We start from the raw sequence: 23,067 nt of genomic DNA, 5'->3' as shown, positions 1-23,067 counted from the left end.
GAGAGAGCCCTCCTTTCCTATGATGCCGCCTCGATTCGGGCGGTTTTCTTCTTTGCTGTCGTTATCCGACGACCTCGTCTGATGATGGTGACTCGGGAGAAGAGCTTCTTCACCTTGTCAGCCAGGTCGTCCAGAATCAGATAGACCACGGGGATCACGACCAGGGTGAGAAGGGTAGACGTGAACAGACCTCCGATAACGGCCACCGACATGGGCTGACGGATCTCGCCCCCCTCGCTGAAGCCCAGGGCGATGGGCAGCATGCCGATCATCGTGGAGCAGGTCGTCATAAGAATCGGCCGAAGTCGGAGCGGGCCGGCCTCCAGGACAGCAGAAATTTTGTCCAACCCTTGGTCTCGCCGTTGGTTGATAAAATCCACCAGAAGGATAGCGTTATTCACCACGATTCCAACCAGGAGAATGATACCCATAAAGCTCATGACGCTGAACCGAAGCCCAGCAAGGAGATGCAGTCCGAAAGCCCCGGCAGTCATGAGGGGCAGGGAGAACATGATAATCAAAGGGTGAAGGAACGACTCAAACTGGATAGCCATGACCATGTAGACAAGGAGGATGGCAAAGATCAGCGCTTCCGAGAGGGATGCGAAACTCTCCCGCATCATCTCCGAGTCCCCTGCAGGGGAGACCGTGACCGATCCGTCAGCTGGAGCGTGCTTTTTGAAAATATTCTCCATCCGATGGATCCCGTCCCCTGGTGCGATACCCAACGTGTTGGCTCCGATAGTCAGGGAGCGCTGGCGATTGTATCGTTTTATCACGTTGGGTGCCAGGTCTATCTGAGGGGTGATCAGCCCTGGAAGTCGGATCAGCTTTCCATCGCCGCCACGGACGGAGATGTCCGAAACCTTCTCGGGGGTGTCCCGGTCGGCCTGATCTGCCCGAAGCCGGATGTCGTATCGATATCCGCCCTCTTTGAAGCTTCCGGCGTTGACTCCGCCGAAATACGATTTGATCTCCGTTGCCAACTCACGGGTGCTGATACCCAGATCGTCGGCCAGGTTACGGTTGATCTCCAGGTTGATCCGGGGCTTGTTCATTCGCAGGTCCGTGGTGATGTCCACGAGGCCGTTGCCTTGAGCCTCAAGATCGGCCTTCATAGCTTCTCCAATTGTTGCCAGTTGTTGCGATGTGGACCCCTGGAGGACCAGGGAGATATCCGATTTGCCCCATGTGTTGCCAAGGGTGACGATTACGTCCTTATATATCGAGAGTTTGTCCCGGTACTCCTGCATTATCTCCTGAAAAAGAGGACGTTCCTTCCTGGGAATCAGTTCCACGTTGAGGTGCCCCTTGTAGACCTCTCCGCCCTTTCCGCCTCCGACAGTGCCATAGGTGTAGGAGACCCGTGGGTCGGTTCGGATGAGAGCTCCCATCTCCTGAAGAAGTTCCTCGGTCTGATAAAGTGAGGCGTCGGCTGGCAGCTCGAAATCAACGGCGAAGGTCCCTCTGTCCTCTGTGGGGAAGAACGATGTCCCCAGCTGAGAAGCCATCCAGAGACCGATCACGAAGACGGCTCCGGCGATCAGGATGGTGATAAATCGATGACGGACAGCTCCGCCCAACAGAGCCGAATAGCTTCGCTCCAGAAGCTTGAAGGGGGCCTCCATAGCTCGGGAAAATCGGCTTTCCTTCGCCTGTCGTCCCAGAAGGCGAGAGCAGAGAAATGGGGTCAGGGTCAGAGAGAGACACAACGAAATGAGGATGGTAACGGCAACGGTGATGCCGAAGTCGTAGAAGAATCTGCCGATGATACCGCTCATAAAGGCCACGGGAAGAAAGACGGCCATGGTCGTGGCCGCTCCGGCCAGGACCGAGAAGGCCACCTCGGAGGCCCCGTCACCGGATGAGCGAGACGCTGTCTTTCCCATCTCCCTGTGACGGTGGACGTTCTCCATGACTACGGTAGTGCTGTCAACCACCATCCCTACCGCCAGGGATAGCCCCAGCATGGTCAGGTTGTTTATCGTGATATTCAGAGCGTTCAGAATGATGAAGGTTCCTATGAGACACACCGGTATGGTGATGATGGCTACAAGGGTCGCTCGAAACGTTCGGAGAAACAGAAACATGATGAGGGACGTTAAAAGAATTCCCATGAAAATATCTCCACGAACCCCGTTCATAGAGCGTTTGACGAACACGGAGGAATCGTAAACGACCTCCAGAGAGATCCCCTTAGGGACCGCTGCGTTCAGTTTGTCCACCATGGTTCGAACGCCCTTCGCCAGAGCCACCTCGTTGGTCCCCCGCTGTTTCCGTATCTCAATCAGGATTGTCGCGGTCCCATTGTAGGTTGCGATGCTTCTCTGATCGGAAAAACCGTCCTCTACTCGGGCGATGTCCTTCAGGCGAACGAGGGCTCCATCTCGGCGTGCCACGGTCATCTCCTTCAGGGCTTCTATGGATTCGTATTCACCAGCTAACCGAATCCCGTACTCCTGATTCTCCGACTCGATCCGTCCTGCGGGGAGCTCCACGTGTTTTTCAAACAGAGCCCGTTTTACGTCAGATGCGGTGAGCCCTCGGGCCTGGAGGGCTACAGGCTCAAGCCACACTCGGATCTCCCTTTGTCTGAGCCCCACCGTCTGGGCGTTCCCAACGCCTTTGACGGTCTGCAGTCGCTGTTTGGCGATCTTATCCACGAACATCGACGTGGTTCGTTCGTCAGCTGTGCTTTTGACGGCGATGGTGACGATGGCCATGTCGGAGAAGCTGAACTTGTCCACGACAGGATCGTCGGCCTCCTCGGGGAGTCTTCCCTTCACCAGGCTCACCTTGGCTCTAACGTCCGCTGCTGCGGCATCTACGTTTTTGTCCAGCAGGAACTCCACAGCGATGAAGGATTTGCCCTCGTAGCTGCTTGAGAAGATATTCTTGATGCCGTCGATGGTGTTGATCTGCTCCTCCAGAACGTCCGTCACGTCGTTATCCACAATGGCTGGGCTGGCCCCCTCCATAGTTGTGCTGACCATGACGAAGGGGAACTCCACGTTGGGCATCCGTTCCACGCCCATAGATGAGAACGCCGTGATTCCGAATATGATCAGGGCCAGCGTGGCGATGATCACTGTGACCGGGCGGTGCAGGGCTGTCTCAATGAGTTTTTTCATGTATGGTCTCCTTCGAGTATCGGGGCTTTTATGGGGCGATCACGATCCTCTCTCCGAGGAACAAAACACGTTTATTATATGTCCTATCACAGAGTCTTGGGGCTTTTTTGCGATATGACACGATAGGGTACAGAGCTTCCGATATTGCTTACTGATCGATCAATAAAATATCATCGGAGGTCCTCTGTGTCAATGTTTTAGAGAGCTTACTTTTTGTTCTCCATATGTCTGCTTATAGTTTCGGTGGGGGAGGGCATTTATTGTCGTCTGTGCTGGGTACACAAGAACTCATAGAGACCTCTCGAATTCGAGAGGTCTCTATGAGTTGGTTTTTATTCGAGAATGGGGAGTTCGATGAAACTCTCACAGCCTTTTTGGTGGTAGATAGTTTGTTCCGCAGTGACGAATTTGACGGCGAAAGCCGGATCCTCGCCAGTATTACAGTTGGGAAAGGCGAGGTTCTTTGCACCGGAGGTAACCTGAACACGGATCTTGTGCCCTCTCTTGAATACATGTCCGACTCTCGTAAGCCTCAACATGTATTTTTCTGCTTTCCCCGGAGAGATGAACTCGGCTTTATCGAAGCCGTTTCTGTACCGGGCTCTTAAAATACCGCCTGCGATACGGATGGAGTTCCCTTGAGTGTCCACATCCGTAACACGGACGATCCAGTCCGTATCTTTTCCGCTGGAGGCAGCATGGAGTGTGGCATAAAGATCCCCTGCAATAGCGATATCCTCCTCAAGAGTTTCCGTGGTATAGAGCAGGATGTCAGAGCGTTTTTCCACCTCGCTGTAGTTCTCCGGCACATTGAGCTCATTCTCCGATATATCGATGACATGAGGGGCGGGGTCGTTTGGGTCAAAGGTATATCTGTCGGGTTTCTCGCCCTTTCCGGGGACATCAAAGCTTAAGCTCCCCTTCTCCCTGAAGTAGAGAGGAACCAGCCTGGTTCTCTCAGGAGGCCAGGTATCCGCCTCTTTCCAGACGTTATCTCCTACGAGATAATATCTGACGGCAGCTTCACGGTCGATCCCGTTCCAGATTTCTTTCAGGTAGTGATCAAACCAGCGAAGATAGATGATGTCCATATCGTAGAGTATGGCGTTATCTCCAAAGGGCACGTTATGGATATCCCTCGTCGTGTTTGCTTTATGATACCAGGGCCCCAGGATCATTCGGCAAACGCTCCCCCCCTGCTTTTTCATCATGTCCCAGGCCTGACTGCTGCCTTGTCCATCATCGTCAAACCAGCCCGAGACGATCAGGGAGGGGACATCGATTCTATGGTTATGCAGGGTCCAGTCCGCCTTTTGCCAGAACGCATCGTTATCGCTGTGTCGTAGCCATTCATCCCAGAAGGGAATGGACCTTCCCAATACTTTTTCGGGAATTTCCTTGACGGGACGATGGGTGATGACCTCTTCCCAGTCCGTCCGCATCATGGCCTCAGGGTTTGATATTTTCTCTGATACCAGCATACACCATGCGAGTATCCCGGACATCAGGGCTCCGCCTTTTCGGGGGTTGTCTATGAAAGGGCTGCCGGAGGTCACCAGGCTGACGATGGCTTTAAGATGAGGATTCCCAGAGGCAGCTGCGGCCCACTGAACGTAGCCGCCGTAGGATCCTCCGATCATTCCCACTTGACCATCTGACCACTCTTGTTCTGCGATCCAATCCAAAGTATCGCTACCGTCCTCACATTCGTGAATGTTGGGAACCCATTCGCCCTCTGAATCACCACGGCCACGGCAGTCTTGAGCGACCAAGGCGTAACCACGGAATACAAAACGGAGCTCCGGCTCTGCGGAGGCTATACGCCCATATGGCGTCCTGAGCAAGATGGTGGGGACCCTTTCTCCCTGTCTCAGCCCCGAAGGGAGGTAGAGCTCGGAGGCGAGTTTCACGCCATCTCTCATGGGAACCTGTAATGTTCCTGCGCATTTGACGTCATGATTGGCGGGAGAGAGCGCCTCATCTCGATAGGCTTTTAAGGGTGTGAGACGCTCTCTCCCTTTTTCAATTAACATTAAACAACCATCACGCCTCATCGTCACAAAGCCGATGAGCTTTCCTGAAAACAGGACGATATCGACGGGGTTTTTCGCTCTTCTCTCGACCCAGATGGTCGAGCTGTCTTTGCCGTCGCATATCTCACAATACCTGTGAAAAAGGGCTCCGTAGCCGAGTTTGGCTTCAGCTCTTCCCTCCCAGGGGAAGGCTTCGAGGTCGCCTAAGTGCCTTGCCAGTTTGCGGATGGGAAACTCTGAAAAAACAGCGTCATCCTCTCTGAAAGGACATGGCTCAGACCATCTGCCCGTATGAATATCCCTTCTGCGACTGAGGAGCTCCCTGTTTTCAAGCTCTATTTCGGCCCAAGGAATGCCGTATTTGTACAGGACAAACACCCTGTTCTTCTCAGGCATGAAGCCTCACTCCCCTTTTTATGTTTATGCAACCATCCTGACTCCCGGGATACCTTTTGCTGGGTCTACAGCCCGCAGAAGGACTTGACGAAAAAGGCGACCCCGATCCCCATGTAATTCCCTAAAGCGTTGCCGATAGCGCCTAGAACGATTGCTGTTCCGATGATGCCTGTCCAGTTTGCGGAGGCGCAGACGAGAGCGGATGTAGTTCCATCGGCGATGGATGCCGTTATAGAAGCGATCACGTATTCATAGGGGATCTTGAAGAGCCTGCATAACGTCAGATGCAGAATCAAGCAGCCTATGCTCACGATGGCACACATGAAGGTGATCAGAGGAGCTGCCTCCAAGAACTGCTTGATGTCGATCCCCAGGCCGATCGCGGCCAGGTAAAACATGGAAATGAAGATTCCCATTTCCCTGCTTCCTCGAGTTTTCCGAATGGGCTCGATCTGCGCGAGGGCCAGTGCAAAAGTGGTGATGCAGACAACACGAACGGCTCCCGTGACGCCTTTTCCAAAGAAACTTGCAACCCATGTTGCCCCGGCGTTGACGAGAAATCCCAGCATGAAGAGCATGGCGACATCGTTAACAGACCATTCTTTTGCCTCGTAGATAGAGCGTGCTTGTTCGTCGTAGAGTTCGGACTTCGACAGCTTATAGGGCCACCATTTCTGTAGTTTCTGGCTGTTCATGAAGAGGCCCGGCAGAGCAAAGAGCAGGATCGTCAGCGGAATGCCAAGGGCATAGTCTGCCGCGTTAGCTGCTCCGAAGGTTGTAGGGCTTACCTCAAGGCCGGTTCCGATGGCCGTGAGGTTGCTGCTGCCGCCTGTATAGGTTCCCACGAACATACCGGCGATCTTCCATCCTTCAGGGAGTTTGGGCGCAAGCCACATGCCCGCGACCGTCGCCATGAAACAGACACTGATGCATGCAAAGAGCATGGCGATGAGGGGTTTTTGGGCAAGCTTAATCCATTCCTTGATGTTGACCGAGAGGAGAAACATCGTCAGGGTCAGAGGAATCCCATATTTGAAAAAAGTCCCATAAGTCTCGCAATTGAAGGGGAGGATTTTGGTGTTGGACAAGATGATGCCAGCGATGATACAGGTGATGGCAGGGCCCAGCTTTTGAAATGTTTTGTACCTTTGAACATGAAGAGAAAATGCTATCATGAGAGAAACGAGGGCCATAATTCCGACTGGCGATGTTACCATTGCCTGAGCTGTTGTCTGATCCAAGGAGAACACCTCTTTCATTAGATGTATTTTCTATAAAATTAATTATTCTACAAAATATTAAGCGTGATACATATATAGACGACCCCGACCCCCTGTTGAAGAAGGCCCTCAAATCGGTGATGGGCTTTCGCCAATTTCTGCTCCGAGGGCTTGAGACCGTTCGGGGAGAGTGGAGTTTGGGCTGCATTACATGGAACCTGAAAAGGATGCACGCCATGAGGACCTGGAAGCTCCTTTTCCCCCGTGTTTTCTCTAACAGCCTTTTTTAGCTTGAGGATGAACTTGAGTTGCAATGCGCAAATGTACCAGTGAATGTACACTAGGGATATCAGGTATTGTGAGCGTTATTTTCGCAGACAGGGGGAGCCCACCGCACATCTCCCGATATATGGGGATTGCCTCTATGGCCTTGAATCTGGTGTCCTGCTAACTTGTGGGAAAATCCCATGTCTTCGCGTCTTTTTTATCCATGGTCACTATTATTATTTTTAGCTTGAATTTGTTCCCCTCTGTCAGCAGAAGCTGTTTCAGATTGAATAGCTCCTAAAGCAAAGACTTCCAAGCGGCGTTAGAGCCCGATATAAAGGAGATAATCCCAGGACGGTCTTTCTTCTTGAATGCATTGTGCCAGTAAATCAAGCCTTGTTCGTATGACCTTTTCCCTGTCTTTAAATCCTGCCGAGCAAACTAAAGTTACAGGAGTATCACCGGAAAGGTGCTTTTTAAGTTGAGAAACGACATTATCAACATCCATGCGCATGGTAAAGAGTACAAGTATGGCACCAGTTGCAGCAAGTTTTTCCAAGCGGCCTTCCTCGCTCCAATTGCTCATGGCTTCAGATAAGACGACAGCTCGGTTATATCCGCCTGTAATCTCGAACCCTATAGCTGCGTTTGCTGCATTAAAAGAAGAGACGCCAGGAACGACCTCTGGGTTGAGATCGGCAAATTCTGTTAGATATCCTGATTGTGGGCTGTATAAAACTGGATCACCAAAATCGAGAATAACAACAATTTTCCCCGCGTGAATATTTTTTCTGACAATAGATCGAACCTTTGCTTCGTCACCGTGTGCTTCGGGGGCATTCAGGTTCATGAAAAAACCATGACCAGAGTCGTACACCTCCTTGCCTTCCAAAAGCCCTGCATATTGTTCATGAATAAATTTCATGGCAAGCACAATGTCAGCGCTTTGAATGATTTTATAAGCGCGCAGTGTCATATTATCAAGATCGCCAACCCCTGCACCAACTAAATATAATTTCCCTTGTGCGGTCATAAAGACCCTCCCTTTCCATCTTGTATAAAGACTTGAAAAATTGTGACTCCTGTCGTTTCGGAATGACTCTCCCAACTTCCTCAGCTGAAGTCGCTCCTTGTTATACGTCTTATTAAGAAGATCGCGGGGATGCTTTTACGGTAGACGCAACAAGAGACACGGTCTCCGATGCTGTTTACTGATCGATTAATCAATAAAGTATCATCGGAAGTCGTTCGTGTCAATGTTTTATCGAGCTGACTTTTGAGACCTCCTGAATAAGTCGTGAACAGCATTGTTTTTAAAGTTTATTTATTTAGCCCCTGTTTGTAATGAGTTTTTGTCAACAGGGAGTCTCTAAAAACTCAGAAACTCGCCCTAATCCGAGAGGGCACAGGAGGTGCCCTTCGAGGCGACGGTACGGAGCAGGCAGGTCAAAAAGACGTTTGGGCGAGACAGGGCTCTGGCGGAACGATCTGGGGCTGGGAGACTCGGATGTAGGTTTTTAAAGGTGCCCATATTTGAAAAAATTAGGATAATCTTTTCAAAGGCTTGAGGTGGGGAGGGTTTTACAGTTCCACCATTTTGCCGATGCCATGAGCGAGGGCCTTCTCGTAGATTTCGTGAGCGGCTACCACGTCCAGAGTGGCGAATCCCACGGTCTTCATAACGGTGCTCTCCTGGGGAGATCGCCGTCCCGGAACTTTTCCGAGAAGGAGCTCGCCCAGCTCGCCGTCCACCCGATCCTCGGTGAATAGGCCTTCCTTAATAGGATTCAGGAAGTCACCTGCCTCAGACAGAACGGCTTCCCGATTGTCTACAAACACCCGGTTGGCCTTGTGGAGCAACTCAGCGGGCAGCTCCTGCATAGCCGGGGTGTAGGAGCCCACACCGTTGACGTGAACCCCGTTTTTGAGCCACTCGGCCTGAAAGACGGGCTTGGGCGATGTGGTGACGGAGGTGATGACATCGGCTCCGTCGACGGCCTCCTGAGCCGATGAGGTGGCGATCAGTCTGGCTCCCATCTCGGTGACCTCGGCCCCGTGAGTTTCGACAAAGGACGCTGTTCGTTGGGGATCGATGTCGAAGACCCGGACCTCCCGGAGAGGCCGAACCGTCAGGAGGGCTCGAAGCTGACTGGGACCCTGTCCGCCCGTTCCGAAGAGGGCTGCAACGGTCGCATCGGGGCGGGCGAGAAGCTCGGTAGCAGCGCCGGAAACAGCCGCCGTTCGAAGTTGCGTGAGGACGGTCCCCTCCAGCAGAGCACAGATCATGCCGGTTTGGCCGTCTGCCAGAAGCACCGTTGCGGGAACCACTGGCAGCCCCATATCAGCGTTGCCGGGAAACACCGAGACTACCTTCAGACCGGCTCGGTCGATGTCACCGCCAGCGTAGGCGGGCATGAAGAGATACTGACCGCTGCCGCTCTCGAGGTTGACCCTCAGGGGGACCACGCTCTGTCCCTTGGAATGAAGTATAAAAGCTCGCTTGTTCGCCTCAATGGCGTCTCTCATGGAAAAGACGGACAGAATGTCCTTTCTGGAAAGTATAAGCATATTGACCTCCTCATGGTGTGATGTGCTGGCACGAAGACGACGGCTTCCTGTTGGACTACCGAATTATTTCGATACAGTCGTTGTGAGATCTTCAGATTGACAGAGTCTATGGCGTTTGTCAATATGTGGCGATTTGTTCACATGTCAAGAGACCGAAATGCCTGTAAGGTTCTGTCATTACTTCTTTTTTTGAGTATCGTCCAAATATATATATGAACACACAGCTCTTGCCTAAAGAACGATCAAAACGTATACTACACCACAACGCTTGGATTCTGTGCGCTCACCCAAGAGGGACGAAGCGTCAAGGAGGTTCTGCACTACGATGTACAAGAAATTGCTAGCTCTCTGTCTTACGTTTATAGCCTTGGGGACCTCGTCGGCTTTGGCCGAGCCCTCTCTTCGGGTCGCCGTCAGCATCTTGCCTCAGAAGTATTTTGTTAAGAAGATCGGCGGCAGCTACGTGTCGGTTACCACGGTGGTGCCCAAGGGAGCCAGCCCTGCCACCTACGAGCCCAAACCCGCTCAGATGAAGGACCTGGTTCAGTGTTCTCTGTGGTTCACCATTGGTGTGCCCTTCGAGGCCTCCCAGAAGGATAAGCTTCTGGCGGCACTGCCCAAGCTGAAAGAGATCCCCACTCAGGCCCCCGTCAAGCTCTATCCTATGGCGGCTCATCATCACGACGGCTCCCAGCAGCATGAACGTCACAGCCACGGACCAGAGTGCGATCACGACCACGGTCGACGCCATCATCATGGCATGGATCCTCACATCTGGCTGGCGCCGACGAACGTTATGCTTCAGGCTCGTGTGATCGCTATGGCGATGGCCGACGCCGATCCGCTCCACCGAGACGTGTACATGACCAACTACATCAAGTTTGTGGGTGAGCTTGCCGACCTTGATCGGTATATCGATCAGGAGCTTCGCTCCCTCCGGGGCCGAGCCTTTATGGTTTTTCATCCCTCCTGGGGATATTTCGCCCGGGCTTACGGTCTCAGGCAGGTGGCAGTCGAGCTAGAGGGCAAGGAACCAAAACCCGTGGAGCTCGCTGCGTTGGTGGAACAGGCCAGGGATGAGGATATCGTCACGATCTTTATACAGCCTCAGTTTTCGACAGCGGCAGCGACAGCACTGGCTCAGAGCCTGAAGGGCCAGGTAGAGGTTTTGGACCCTCTGGCGGAGGACTGGGAGCTCAATCTGAAAAAGTGCGCTCAGGTGCTGAAAAAAGGCGTTCGGTGACGGCGCTTCAATTCGACCAGGTATCTTTCGGATACGATGCCCCTCTCTTTCGGTCGGTATCGTTCGCCGTTCCCCAGGGGGAGCTGTTGGTCGTCGTCGGACCAAATGGAGGAGGAAAATCAACCCTCCTCCGTCTGGCGCTGGGGTTGCTCCGACCTGACTCGGGGGCTGTGTCGATTCTGGGGGCACCGCCCGGGCGGCGATCCGACGTAGGGTACGTGCCCCAGGATGTCGGACAGGGGCTAAGCATGCCCGTCACGGTTGAGCGAGTGGTGTCCATGGGGCGTCTCGGGACCGACGGAGGTTCTCGTTGCCCTGTTGACGAGGCCATGGAGGCTATGGATCTGAGCGACCTTCGAAATCGATCGATGAGGGTTCTCTCTCAGGGACAGCGCCAACGGGTACTCATCGCCCGGGCCCTGGCCTCGGATCCGGCGCTCCTCCTTCTCGACGAGCCCCTGGCCAGCGTAGATCCTGCCTCCCGACAGGCAGTCTTCGACTGTCTCAAAAAGGCTGGGGAGAACCGAACAGTGATCATCGTCAGCCACGATTACTCCATCATTCCGGCCTGGGCTACAGCTGTGGCCTGCGTCGATCGAGACGTGTACTACCACCGGGGTGGCGAGCTCACCGAGGATCTGTTCACGAGGCTCAGCTGCTCGTGTCCGGTGGAGCTTATCGGTCACGGCCTGCCTCACCGGGTTTTGGGAGAACACAGCCATGACTGAGCTGCTTCGGTATAGTTTTATGCAGAACGCTCTGGCGGCGGCTCTCCTGGCCAGCGTTATTTGCGGCATATTAGGACCGATCACGGTGATACGACGGTCGGTTATGACCACCGGAGGCGTGGCTCACGGAGCTTACGGTGGCTTGGGGTTGGCGTGGTTCATGGGCTGGCCTCCCAGAGCTGGTGTCTACGGAGCTGCACTGGTCCTTGCGGGAGTCGCCACCTGGTTGAGACGAAAGACTCCTCACAGGGCTGACACCGTCATGGGTATTCTCTGGGCCGTGGGCATGGCCACGGGAATCGTCTTTACCGACCTGACCCCGGGGTATGGCACCGAGCTGACCAGCTATCTTTTTGGCAGTATCCTCACGGTCTCAGCTGGAGATCTTAGTATCATGGGGGCCTTAGCTGTCGCATCTCTGGTTCTCATAGCCCTCTGGCACGATCCCGTCGAGGCTTTTCTTTTCGACGAGACGTATGCCTCTACCCGAGGTGTTCCTGTTGCCATCATTGATGGTGTGCTGACCCTCCTCACCTCACTGGCTGTGGTTGCGGTCATCCGGGTTATCGGTCTTATCCTGGTTATCGCTCTGTTCACCGTGCCCTCGGCCATCACCGAGGGGAACGCCAGATCTCTGACGTCCATGATGGTTCGATCTACGATAGTTGCAGCTTTATTCTGTCTCGTTGGTCTGTGGATATCGGTCCAATTCAACATCACGGCGGGAGCCGCCATCATATTGACGGCGGCCGTAGCCTACGGAGGAATTGTTGTCATCAGATCGATTCGGTGACGGGTTTGTATTCTCTCAACGTTGAAGATCGACCGTCGCGGTCGATCTTTTTTATCAGTATATGTCCTCATGACCCCGGTGTGGTTCATGGTTGCCCTGGGGGGGAAGCCTTTTTGATGACCTGGCGACGCCCCCATATCCCGACAAAACCATGAAGAAAGCGTGTGCAAAACGAGCCTCCAGGTATCAAAACAGAACCAGATTCAGACATGAAATGGTGCAATGGTTTATATTTTTTACTGCATAATAAAATAAATATTAATTTTTGTGGAGTCCTGACGTAGGCTTTGACTTCAGGGAACCTCTAAAAACTCAGAAACTCGCCTCAGGTCGTTTCGACGGAGCCCATTCGAGGTTCGTATTTTTGACCTGCCGTCGTGAAGTATCGACTGGGGCGAGACAGGGCTCTGACGGAATGACCTGAGATTGGGAGACTTGGATGTGGGGTTTTAGATATGCCCTTCATAAAAAGTTATAATCTGTGTTTTTTGACAGCCGATGATATCAATTGCCCGATTTTGAAGTGTGATGTAGTACAATAAAACTCTCGATAGAGAAGTACGCTGACGATGTCCAGGTTCAAATGTCTCATATCCTGTCATATCCTGATTTATATTGATGGAGGTGCGTATACGTGAAAAAAAAATGCTTGCTTACGGCGATTTTGACCATGGCCTTTTGGACCTGGAGCGGTGTTCTTCAGGCTGCCGACTTTACGGTCACGAACTTCACTCCCCAGGGCAAGGTGAGCGGCAAGCCTGTCCTCCAGGTGACGTTCTCCTCCCCGGTGGTACCTACCTCTCTTTTGGGTAAGATCCTTCCAGCCGACCAGGTCCCCCTGGTCATACGGCCGAGGTTGGAGGGCTACGCTGTATGGGATAGCCCTGATCGCCTGGTCTATACGACCGCTAAACCGGTGGCACCGGCCACCGAGTATCAGGTGACGTTTGCGCCTTTGCGGGATCAGAGTGGTCATCTGCTGGCCGGACCTCAGCTTTTTTCCTTCCGAACGGCGCCTTTGACAGTGAAGATGATACGACCAGTTGAGCTCTCCCCCAGGCGAGAGTTGACCCTGGAGTTTCATTTCTCTTTGCCTGTCCCGCCTCAAAGGCTGTTGGGCTTTCTCTCGGCCAAAAGCGGTGGTTCGCTGGTTCAGCTGCGGCCTCAGGGGCAGGTTCCAGCCAAGACGGTTCGGGTAGTCTCGGCTCCGCTTCGGGGAAAATCCCTGTCGGTGACCGTTGCCAAAGGGCTGACTTCAGATGTGGGGCCTCTGGGGTTGGTTGAGGCCAGGACCGAGAGCTTCCCCGTCGCCAAGGGTACACAGGTTGCCTCTCCTGTTACGATCACGGGCACGTCTGTGGAGTCTCTGGGACCTGACCGGGCTCGGCTGTTCCTGTACACCTCACGTCCAGTGGCCCCTGACGATGTGATGGGCTTCGTGTCGGTGAGTCCTGAGAGAAATTTTCGGATTGAGTGTACCTACAATGGTTTTGCCTTAGTAGGAGCTTTCTCCCCCAGAGATAGGGTGGCGGTGACCATCAGGAAGGGGCTTGGCGGTGTCAATGGTCTTGTTGAGGATGAGACCAGGACCTTTGTGCTTCCCGATATGGATCGCTCGGCTTCCTTCCCTGCTACGGGAACCTTCCTGTCGCCACTGGACTCTCCCAGGGTCCCTCTGGATACGGTGAATCTGGATCAGGTCCAGGTCTCGGCGTGGAAGCTCTATCCCAACAATATCCCCCTTGTTATGGGCGCTCTGGGGACTGAGAGTGGGGCGCCTCTGACGTTGACCAAGTTTATGGGTACTTGGTCTCTGCCGGTAAACAATCGGTTGAACCACAAAGTGTGTAGTGCCCTGGACCTGTCAGATCTTCTGGGCGAGAGCCGGGGGGTTTTCCTTTTGGAGGCCAAGGACAGTGATCAGTGGTGGGGAGGAGCCCGACAGATGGTGACAGTCACTGATCTGGGTGTCTCGGTCCGACTCGGTGAGAAGGGGATTCTGGTGTGGGTCAACGGCCTCTCGGACGGGCGTCCTGTTGGCAAGGCCGCTGTTTCGGTTTTCTCCTCAAGTAACCAGCGTCTTGCCCATGGGACCACCGATCGTAACGGCCTGTGGAGTGTCAAGCGTGACCAGGAGTGGGATCCCCAGCTTCGTCCCGCTGTGGTGGTGGTTGAGCGGGACGAGGATATGTCCTTCGTGGCGCTCTCCGGCAACGGGTTTGCCGATGATCGTCTGGACATCTCTGGTGCTCCCTGGGTGACCACCTACGAGGCAGATTGCATCCTGCCCCGGGGTATCTTCCGCCCTGGAGAAACCGTGGACGTAACGTCCCTGGTACGAGGTCCCCGTCTGGCTTTACCCGGGACCTTCCCTTTGGTGTGGCGAGTGTACAACTCCCTGGGTGTCCATATCTCTCAGGGGCGTTCCGAGCTGTCCAGAAATGGCTTGACCACCTGTGCCTTTGATCTTCCGCCGGCCACGCCGATGGGGCAGTATTGCTTCGATCTGCTGGTTCCCGGTAAGGAGGAGGTGCCTCTAGGCAGGGCTTCCTTCCTGGTGGAGGACTTCACTCCGCCCACCATCGAGCTCTCCCTGAAGGCTGACGGTTCTCAGGTTATGGCTTCTCAGGCTGTGGGGCTCTCCTTCGATGCCGCCTATCTGTTCGGAGCCCCCTCTCCCGGTCTGAATTGGGAGCTTCGGGGTGTTACGTCACCCAGAAGATACGAATCCAGACGATTCCCTGGTTTCCGTTTTGGTGATGACCGGGTATCTTTCCAAAAGCAAGAGCTTGATCTGGACTCAGGAACCCTGGACGACTCCGGTCGGTGGTCGCTGAACTGGACCGTGCCGGACAACATGGATGCTCCGTCTATGGTGGATATCAATCTCTCCCTTCGGGTCATGGAGCCCGGAGGGCGATGGGTGGGGAAGACTCTGTCCCTGCCGTGTCATTTGGCGCCGTTTCACCTTGGCGTTCGCTCTCCTGATGGTGAGATCACCCCAGGTCAACCTGTGAGTTTTCAGGTGGCCGGAGTGACCTCGGCTGACGAAGTTGCCGAGGGCTCCGTGGACTGGACCCTGTATTCCCTGGTGGTTCGTCCTGTCCTGGTTCGCGAATCCGGTCGGACCAGGATGGTCTGGCAGGAGGAGCAGACGGCTGTTGCCTCCGGGGATACCCCTCTCAAGGATGGTCTCGGCACCTGTTCCGTGATCCCCGAGGACGAGGGAAACTACCTCCTGACTCTGGACGGTGGAGTGGCACATGTAACATCGTCGGTTCGCTTCTCCGCCTGGAAGTCCTGGGGTGCGTCTCGATCTGGTGCTGTACTTCCCGATAGGGTCGAGCTCTCCTTGGATAAGGACCGATATGCTCCTGGAGAAAGGGCTGTGCTGTCCTATCGTGCACCTTTTCCTGGAATGGGGCTCTTTACCTTCGAGGCGGAGGAAATCCTGGTCTCCAAGGTGGTCTCCATTACCAAGCCTGAGGGAACGTTGGACTTCGTTGTCGATAAACGAGTCTGGCCCAACGGTTGGTGCACTTTCCAGGTGATTCGTCCCGTGACCCGAGAGGGAGACTGGGCGCCTCACAGGGCTTTGGGAGCGGTGTCTTTGATCGTGAATGAAGGAGCACCCGCTAAGGTGGCAGTACAGGTTCCCGATCAGGTGGAGCCTGGTCAGCTCCTGCCTCTCAAAGTCTCCGTCACTGATACGGACGGTCGCCCTGCGGACGGTGACCTCTGGGTGGCTTTGGTGGATCGGGGTATCCTGGGATTGACGGATCATCAGGTCCCCGATCCCTGGAAGCTGTTTTCTGCCCAAAGGCGATTGGCGACTCAGGCGTCGGATATCTACGACGAACTCATGCCGCTGGAGTCTCGAGAGACGCCGGTGCTCCATCCAGCCGGCGGTGAGGCTCAGATGGCTTATGGAGCTATGAATCTGTCGCCTCTGGAGGCCCGGGGCTTCAAGGTCCTGGCCATGGTTCGTCCCGATCTGTCTGTCCAAGATGGTGTGGCGGAGGTCTCCTTTGATCTGCCCGAGTTCTCGGGTGGTGTCAAGGCCATGGCTGTCTTCTCCGGTTCGTCGGTGGGATCGGCCTGGGCCGACATCTCCATCGCCAGGCCGGTTACCGTGGATCCCACCGTGCCACAGGCTCTGGCTCCGGGAGACCGGTTCACCGTACCAGTACAGGTGATATCCACAGCCGACTCGGACCTCAATCTGAAACTTGTCCCCTCGTCGTGGGGGACCCTGTCCCTGCCTGAAGGTCTCTCCTGGGACGTAACGGTTCCGGCCAGGGGCAACGTAACCCTGGATTTGCCCGTGGTCGCCGCCAGGAATTGCGGTCCTGGCGGTGTCGATCTGGCTGTGAGTGGTGCGGGTCTCGATTTTCAGCTCTCTCGGGAGACGGTGGTCCGGCCGCCCATGCCCCGGGTAACCGTGACCGGGGGCTCGGCGGTGAAGCCAGGCACCTTCTCGGTACCCTCTCAGGACGACTGGTTCCCCGGAACCCTTCGTGCGTCTTGCTTCGTGTCGGGGTCGCCTCGCTCTGACCTGTTACCTGTGGTGGCCTTCCTGAACGACTATCCTTACACCTGTCTTGAGCAGACAGTCTCCAAGGCATGGCCGTTGGTGGCTTTACCCAACATGGCTCGAAAGCTGAACTCTCGTCTCGCCGGAAACAGGGGGTTGACCGACGCCCTTCGGGCTGTGGTTGCAAAACTTCAGATCCTTCAGCTCTACGATGGCAGTTTCGCCATGTGGCCCGGTGGCACTCAGGCTCCCTGGGCCAGCCTGTATGCTGCTCATTTTCTGGCGTCTCTCCAGAAAGGGCTGGTACCCGATGCCATGGTCAATCGGACGGGCTCGTACCTTCGGTCCGTGTTGTCCGAGATGGCCGACGATTCATACGATCTCTCACGAAAGGCCTATGCCTGCTATATCCTGACTCTGTGGGGTCAGCCTCCCATGGGCTGGATGGCGTGGCTGAACGAACGGATCGGTGGCATGACTCAGGTTGGTCGGCTCTTTCTGGCGGCAGCCTACGGGGCCGCCGACAAAAAGGAGGAAGGACGTCGTCTTTTAGGAGGAACTTCTTCGGGTACGGTTGCTGTCGAGACCTATGGCTCAGCTCTGAGAGACAAGGCTCTGGCCCTTTTAGCAACCTCTGCGGTGGCGCCCGATTCCGCCGAGGAGACCACGGCGGCTCGGGCGGTCGTGGCTGAGTTGGCTGCCGATCGCCTGTCCACCCAAAGCGCAGGATGGGCGGTCTTGACAATGGGGCGGTTTTTCGAACGTGTGGATGTCAAACCCTTCTCCGCCGTGGTTTCGAACGGAACGACGGAACACAAACTCTCCACGGGCGATGAGCTGGCACTCTCGTCCGATCACCCCGTGCCCTGGACCGTTACGAATCGAGGCCCCGGGACGGTCTTCTGCAACTGGACGTATTCCGGCGTGCCGACGAAATCAGTGCCTCCCTACGATCAGGGAGTCTCCATCCGTCGAGTCTTTCGGGATGCAAAAGGCGCTCCCTTGGATCTCTCGAAGCCCTTGACGTTCGGTCAGGAGATCCAGGTCTGTCTTGAGGTTATTCCCACGGGAACTGTGCAGGACTTGGTTGTGGTGGACGTGCTCCCTGGTTGTTTCCAGGTGTGGAATCCTCCTGTACCCCTTGGAGAGGCTGAGATAGCGCCCCGGCGGGAGGTTCGGTTTGACCGTGTGCTTTTCTTCCCGACCAAAGTAAATGGACGTCTCATCCTGAAGTATGGGTGTCGTGCGACGACCCGAGGGACGTTCACCCTGCCGCCGGTCTCGGCTCAGGCGATGTTTGCACCGTCGGTTCGAAGTCTGAGCGGTGGTGGAACGGTGACCGTTCGTTAGGCTTGGAGCATGACTCGTCGAAAAGCGCGTATCGTCTTTTGGCTTGTATTGGGGCTGTCCTGTGGGACGGCCCTGACCCTTTGGGGGGCGGCGTTTCTTGTGGATCCAGTGCCGATCCGGGAAGTCTCTTCTCTGGAGGGCTCTCCCCTTGTGACGGATCGAGAGGGCCGCCCCCTCTGGTTGGGACTGACTTCCGATGATCGGGCTTGTCGCCCCATCTCACTGGATGCCATGGGGCGATGGCTGCCCCTTGTCGCTGTCGAGGTGGAGGATCGGCGATTTTGGCGTCACGCCGGGGTTGACTGGCTGGGCATCGTTCGGGCTGCCTGGCAGAACCTGACCAGCGGTCGGGTGATCTCGGGAGGGTCCACCATCACCAGTCAGCTTGTCCGACTCACCCGTCCCCGGGTCAGAACCGTTGCTACCAAGGCAGTGGAGTTTCTCCAGGCCATGGCTCTGGAACGATCCTTGTCCAAACGGCGTATTCTGGAGCTCTACCTGAATAAGGCCCCTTTTGGAGGAACTCTGGTGGGAGTCGGTGCGGCTTCTCTGGGATGGTGGGGAAAGGAGGCAAGCGATCTCTCCCTGGCCGAGGCGGCTACCTTGGTGGCGATGCTCAAGGGCCCCACCCGCTACCGTCCCGACCTTCACCCTCATCGACTCAAGGCCCGTCGGGATATGATTCTAAAGAAGCTCGCCCACCGATCAGTCGTTACGGCCGCCGAGGCTGATTTGGCGAGAGCTGAACCCCTTCCTCAGGCGATCTCTCGTCCGGGGCAGGAATATCTCTTTGTCTCTCAGGCTTTGAAACGTCGTCCTCAAGGGGGACGCTCGACTTTGGATGCCGAGGTCCAGAGGCTCCTCCGGCGTACCGTGGCCGAGGGGCTTTTTCGGTTGCCTCAAGAAATTACTGCGGCGGCGGTGGTGGTCGACAACGAGACAGGGGCTGTCCGAGGGTACGTGGGCAACGGACGCTTTGGCGAAAGACTGCCCTGGGGATGGGTAGATTGTTGTAACGCCTTGAGATCGCCAGGCTCGGCCCTGAAGCCTTTCGTCTATGCCATGGCCTTCGACGATGGAACTCTGTCTCCCTCCTCTCTCATGGCCGACACGCCCCTGTCCATGTCGGGACGAGCCCCCAGAAACTTCGATCTCCGATATCGAGGGGCTGTCTCCGCCGCTCGAGCTTTGGCCGACTCCCTGAACGTCCCGGCTGTCCGAGTCCTTCGAATGGTAGGGGCTAACCGGTTTCTTCATCGTCTTCGGAGCCTGGGGTTCGGCTATTTTGTCCACGATGCGGAGTGGTACGGCGACTCCCTGATCCTCGGTGGATGCGAGGTGACGCTTCTGGAGCTTTTGAAAGCCACCATGACCTTGGCTTCCTGGCGGGATCGTCCTCTTTCTTTCTTCGAGGACGACCGGCACGACTGGCGGCCATCACCTATCTCTCAGGAGGGCTCCTTCCTCGTCGGGGATATACTGAAAAACCGGGGACGATTAGTGCCCAAACTTCGGGCTTTGTTGTCTGGAAATGCCGAGATGGCCCTTAAGACCGGCACCTCCTATGGGCTCCGAGATGCCTGGGCTGTAGCGTGGAATCGTCGCTGGACCGTCGTTGTCTGGTTTGGTGACCCTCTGGGGACGCCCCATCCCGAACTGGTGGGGCTCTCTCTGGCCGTTCCCGTCGCGACCCAGATCATGACGGTCCTCGGGGGGAGAATGCCCGAACCTCCTGACGGAGTGGCCCGGCGGACTGTGTGCTCCCTGTCGGGCTTGCCGCCCACGTCAGCTTGCCCTCACCGGGAAGAAGCGTGGCATATCCCTACAGTATCATCATCTGAACCCTGTTCTGTGCATCGATGGGAGGAAGGCCGGGTGGTTACGGTCTGGCCTGCTCAGTTTGGTAGCTCGGAGAGCAGGCGGGTAGCTGAGGCCGAGCTACAGATACGTTCTCCCCTGTCGGGAGCCTCCTACATTCTTCCCCCCTGGGGAGAACCGCCCCGGGTGGCTCTGGCCTGCGAGGGGGCTCAGGGGGACGTGTCCTGGTTCGTCGACGGCGTTTTTTTCCGGACGGTGTCGGCTGGGGAGTCCCTGTTCTGGACCGCGGTTCAGGGACGACACCGGATTGCCGTAGTGGACCGCCGGGGGCGGAGTTGTCGGGTAACGATATCGGTCCTGCCTTGGGGTGGGGGGACAGATATGCCGTAGGGATAACCTATCGGATGGCCCTTACGTCGTTTGGCCCCCTGGTGGCTACGTCGTCCTGCAACATTCACGGTTTCTGGGAGTTATCCTGTGATAGGAGCTCCGTCATGCCAGGAAGCCCTGCCCCGGCTTTTTTTTGTTTTTGCTCTTTTTCTTCCATCTTTGCCAGTATGGACAGGGCTTCTCTGCTGCCCTTGCGAGCTGCTTTGGTAAGCCAGCACTTGGCCTCCGTGAGGTCCTGCTCAGTGCCATCGCCCCGCTCGTATAGGTAACCCAGGTAAAACTGGGCGTCGGCATATCCCTGTTGGGCGGCCTTGAGAAGCCACCGAAAGGCTAACTTCCGATTGGGTTCTGTTGAGAGCCCACTGTAGAGGTAAAAGACCCCCAGGTTGTACTGAGCTGGTACGTAGTCTTGTTCAGCTGCCAGGGAAAACCACCTAAGGGCTGAGGTGTCTGATTGGGTGACCCCTGTTCCCGAGGCGTAAAAGAGTCCAAGCTCGCATTGGGCTGGTGCATATCCGGCCATGGCGGCCTTCTCCATCCATCTTATGGCCTGTTGCCGTTTGAACCTGCTTTTGGCGAGGCACAAAGCCAGGTTATACTGAGCTGGCAAATACCCCTGTTTGGCGGCTTTGGCGAGCCAGAGTTGGCCGATTTTTTTGTTCTGAGAGATGATCTTACCTTCCAGGTAGAGTCCTCCCAAAGTGTATTGGGCTGCTGCCGATCCCTCCTCAGCGGCTCTCCGAATCCATCGGATTGCCAGAGCCTTGTCTTGAGCTACGAGCCGGCGGTTTTTATAAGCCAGACCGAGTCGGAGCTGAGCCCGGCGGTCACCCCTTTGAGCTGCGCAATGAAGCCAGTGAAGAGCGGACATCTCCTGACGGGCACCGCCGTTGTCTCCGGCAAAAAGGCATCCTAAAGCGTAGGCTCCGTTCACGTTGCCGAGATCGAAGGCCTGTCTGAAAAGATCCATCGCCTTTTCCCTGTCCTCTGGAACTCCGAGACCTTTCTCATAGAGGAGTCCCATCTGGTACAGGGCGTGGGGGTCTCTCTGTGCCGCTGCCTTGGAGAACCATCGGAAAGCTGCGGAGGGAATGCGGACAACACCGTCGCCCTGGGTATATTGGATTCCCAGGTTGTATTGAGCTCCAGGATGCCCTGATCGAGCTGCCATGCGAAACCATCGGGCGGCTTCGGCCATATCCAGAGGCCGCCCACCCTGGCCTCTGGCACAGAGGAGCCCTAAGCGGTACTGGGCTGGGGGATAGCCGCTTTCAGCGGCCTTTCGATACCAACGCACTGCTGCTTGAGGATCTTGGCTGACTCCCTCGCCCTGGAGGTACATGAACCCCAGAGCACTTTGTGCTTTGGGGATACTGGCAGCGGCCTGTTTCATGAGTTGCGCGGCTTTGGAGAGGTCCTGAGAGAGCTCGTCGCCGTCACGATAGGCGAGAGCCAGGACATATTGGGCTTCGGGAAGGCCGTTTCCTGAGGCGGCTTTAAGCCATCGAAGAGATTCCTTGCTGTTTTGAGGAACGCCCAGCCCTTTTTGATACATGAGAGAGAGATTGTACTGGGCCTCTGCTACATTCTGTTTGGCAGCTCGGAGATACCATAAGGCTGCCATTGTGTTATCTTCAGGCAGGCCACGCCCGTTCTCGTAGAGGGTTCCCAGTGCGTACTGGGCCGGTGCGTATCCCTGGCGAGCAGCCAAACCAAACCAGGATGCAGCCTTACCAAAGGCTCCATCCTTTTGACGGCAAAGCTGTCCCAGGATAAATTGAGCCTCGGGATTATTTTGTTTAGCGGCTTTGTTCAGCCAGTCTTGGCCTTCCTCTTCTCGGTCATGACGGAGAAGATACCGACCATAGTCCAACTGAGCCTTGTCATATCCTTCCTCTGCGGCGATACTGAGCCATCGCTCGCCGTCGTCGTGTTCCTTGGAGTCAGAGGAGGTTCTCAAAAGGAAAGAGCCCAGAGCGTGTTGGGCGTATATGTGCCCCTTTTTTGCCGCCTGCAGAAGCAACGTTCGTCCCCGTGAGATATCGGGAGAGAGTACGTTCCCCCGGATGAGGAGAAGACCCAGATTATACGCCCCCGAGGGATTTCCTCTCTCGGCTGCTAACTCAAACCACCGAGCGGCTTCATTGGGCGAGATGCACGCTTTTTCCGGGGCGTTAAGAGCCATCAGGCCCAAGGTTATCTGGGCCCTTTCATGCCCTTGTTCGGCTGCTTTCACAAGCCATAATCGAGCCTTCCCCAGATCGCCTGAGATGCCTTCGCCGTCCCGATACATGAGCCCGATGTTATATTGGGCATCGGCATAGCCTTGTTTTGCAGCTTCGTTGTACCAATACAGAGCTAGTTTCTTGTCCTGAGAAACCCCTTCTCCTTGATCATAAAGGTACCCCAGAGTGCATTGAGCCAGGGATTTACCTTTTTTTGCCTCGGGAAGGAGGAGGGATGCGGCCTCTTTGAATTTCCCTTCGTTGTATGCTTTCACCGCCTGGCGGATGTCAGCCTCTCCGCAGAGAGGCAAAACCCCTACAAGTAGGACGACCAGGCATGCTATAAACCTGAGAAAAGCTGCCATGCCAGC

The 23,067-nt window shown here is 55.5% G+C and carries 11 protein-coding genes; 5 read left to right on the top strand and 6 right to left on the bottom strand.

The features are described from left to right. Positions 1–17 precede the first annotated feature (17 nt). The 5 genes from CSA35_02145 to CSA35_02125 all read right to left on the bottom strand — a co-directional run bounded on the left by CSA35_02145 (position 18) and on the right by CSA35_02125 (position 9,615). Positions 18–3,131: an acriflavin resistance protein gene (locus tag CSA35_02145; GenBank protein PIE55256.1), complete on the bottom strand. Its 3,114-nt coding sequence runs from the start codon at positions 3,129–3,131 to the stop codon at positions 18–20. 332 nt (positions 3,132–3,463) lie between these two features. Next, a complete protein-coding gene (locus tag CSA35_02140) occupies positions 3,464–5,560 on the bottom strand; it encodes a hydrolase (GenBank protein PIE55255.1) in 2,097 nt (698 codons plus the stop codon). Positions 5,561–5,625: 65 nt separating this feature from the next. Next, a complete protein-coding gene (locus tag CSA35_02135; protein PIE55254.1) occupies positions 5,626–6,819 on the bottom strand; it encodes a beta-carotene 15,15'-monooxygenase in 1,194 nt (397 codons plus the stop codon). A 550-nt stretch (positions 6,820–7,369) separates the two neighbouring features. Further along, positions 7,370–8,080, bottom strand: a complete 711-nt coding sequence (locus CSA35_02130) for a tetrapyrrole methylase (protein PIE55253.1) — start codon at positions 8,078–8,080, stop codon at positions 7,370–7,372. Between the two features lie 548 nt (positions 8,081–8,628). After that, positions 8,629–9,615: an ornithine cyclodeaminase family protein gene (locus tag CSA35_02125; protein PIE55252.1), complete on the bottom strand. Its 987-nt coding sequence runs from the start codon at positions 9,613–9,615 to the stop codon at positions 8,629–8,631. Positions 9,616–9,940: 325 nt separating this feature from the next. Here CSA35_02125 and CSA35_02120 point away from each other — a divergent pair, with 325 nt between their 5' ends. The 5 genes from CSA35_02120 to pbpC all read left to right on the top strand — a co-directional run bounded on the left by CSA35_02120 (position 9,941) and on the right by pbpC (position 20,471). Further along, a complete protein-coding gene (locus CSA35_02120) occupies positions 9,941–10,858 on the top strand; it encodes a cation ABC transporter substrate-binding protein (protein ID PIE55251.1) in 918 nt (305 codons plus the stop codon). Continuing rightward, the gene (locus tag CSA35_02115; GenBank protein PIE55250.1) at positions 10,855–11,586 is read left to right on the top strand and encodes an ABC transporter; all 732 of its coding nucleotides are present in this window, start codon (positions 10,855–10,857) and stop codon (positions 11,584–11,586) included. Before CSA35_02120 ends, CSA35_02115 begins: the two co-directional genes overlap by 4 nt. After that, positions 11,579–12,379, top strand: coding sequence for a hypothetical protein (locus CSA35_02110; protein PIE55249.1), 801 nt, complete (start codon positions 11,579–11,581; stop codon positions 12,377–12,379). The genes CSA35_02115 and CSA35_02110 overlap by 8 nt, the downstream gene beginning before the upstream one ends. Before the next feature lie 634 nt (positions 12,380–13,013). After that, positions 13,014–18,263, top strand: coding sequence for a hypothetical protein (locus CSA35_02105; protein PIE55248.1), 5,250 nt, complete (start codon positions 13,014–13,016; stop codon positions 18,261–18,263). Positions 18,264–18,272: 9 nt separating this feature from the next. Beyond that, positions 18,273–20,471 (top strand): penicillin-binding protein 1C, encoded by a 2,199-nt coding sequence (pbpC, locus tag CSA35_02100; GenBank protein PIE55247.1) that lies wholly within the window; start codon positions 18,273–18,275, stop codon positions 20,469–20,471. Between the two features lie 64 nt (positions 20,472–20,535). Here pbpC and CSA35_02095 read toward each other — a convergent pair whose 3' ends face one another. Beyond that, positions 20,536–23,061 (bottom strand): hypothetical protein, encoded by a 2,526-nt coding sequence (locus tag CSA35_02095; protein PIE55246.1) that lies wholly within the window; start codon positions 23,059–23,061, stop codon positions 20,536–20,538. Positions 23,062–23,067 lie beyond the last annotated feature (6 nt).

This window comes from Dethiosulfovibrio peptidovorans (assembly GCA_002748665.1).
Taxonomy (GTDB): domain Bacteria; phylum Synergistota; class Synergistia; order Synergistales; family Dethiosulfovibrionaceae; genus Dethiosulfovibrio; species Dethiosulfovibrio peptidovorans_A.
Note: the sequence above shows the minus strand (reverse complement) of the source record. Positions and strands in the feature narration are given on the sequence as shown.

What these genes read in the sequence shown, in the direction of transcription:
- CSA35_02145 (PIE55256.1), bottom strand. Translation starts at nt 3,131, where the DNA reads ATGAAAAAACTCATTGAGACAGCCCTGCACCGCCCGGTCACAGTGATC.
- CSA35_02140 (PIE55255.1), bottom strand. Translation starts at nt 5,560, where the DNA reads ATGCCTGAGAAGAACAGGGTGTTTGTCCTGTACAAATACGGCATTCCT.
- CSA35_02135 (PIE55254.1), bottom strand. Translation starts at nt 6,819, where the DNA reads ATGAAAGAGGTGTTCTCCTTGGATCAGACAACAGCTCAGGCAATGGTA.
- CSA35_02130 (PIE55253.1), bottom strand. Translation starts at nt 8,080, where the DNA reads ATGACCGCACAAGGGAAATTATATTTAGTTGGTGCAGGGGTTGGCGAT.
- CSA35_02125 (PIE55252.1), bottom strand. Translation starts at nt 9,615, where the DNA reads ATGCTTATACTTTCCAGAAAGGACATTCTGTCCGTCTTTTCCATGAGA.
- CSA35_02120 (PIE55251.1), top strand. Translation starts at nt 9,941, where the DNA reads ATGTACAAGAAATTGCTAGCTCTCTGTCTTACGTTTATAGCCTTGGGG.
- CSA35_02110 (PIE55249.1), top strand. Translation starts at nt 11,579, where the DNA reads ATGACTGAGCTGCTTCGGTATAGTTTTATGCAGAACGCTCTGGCGGCG.
- pbpC (PIE55247.1), top strand. Translation starts at nt 18,273, where the DNA reads ATGACTCGTCGAAAAGCGCGTATCGTCTTTTGGCTTGTATTGGGGCTG.
- CSA35_02095 (PIE55246.1), bottom strand. Translation starts at nt 23,061, where the DNA reads ATGGCAGCTTTTCTCAGGTTTATAGCATGCCTGGTCGTCCTACTTGTA.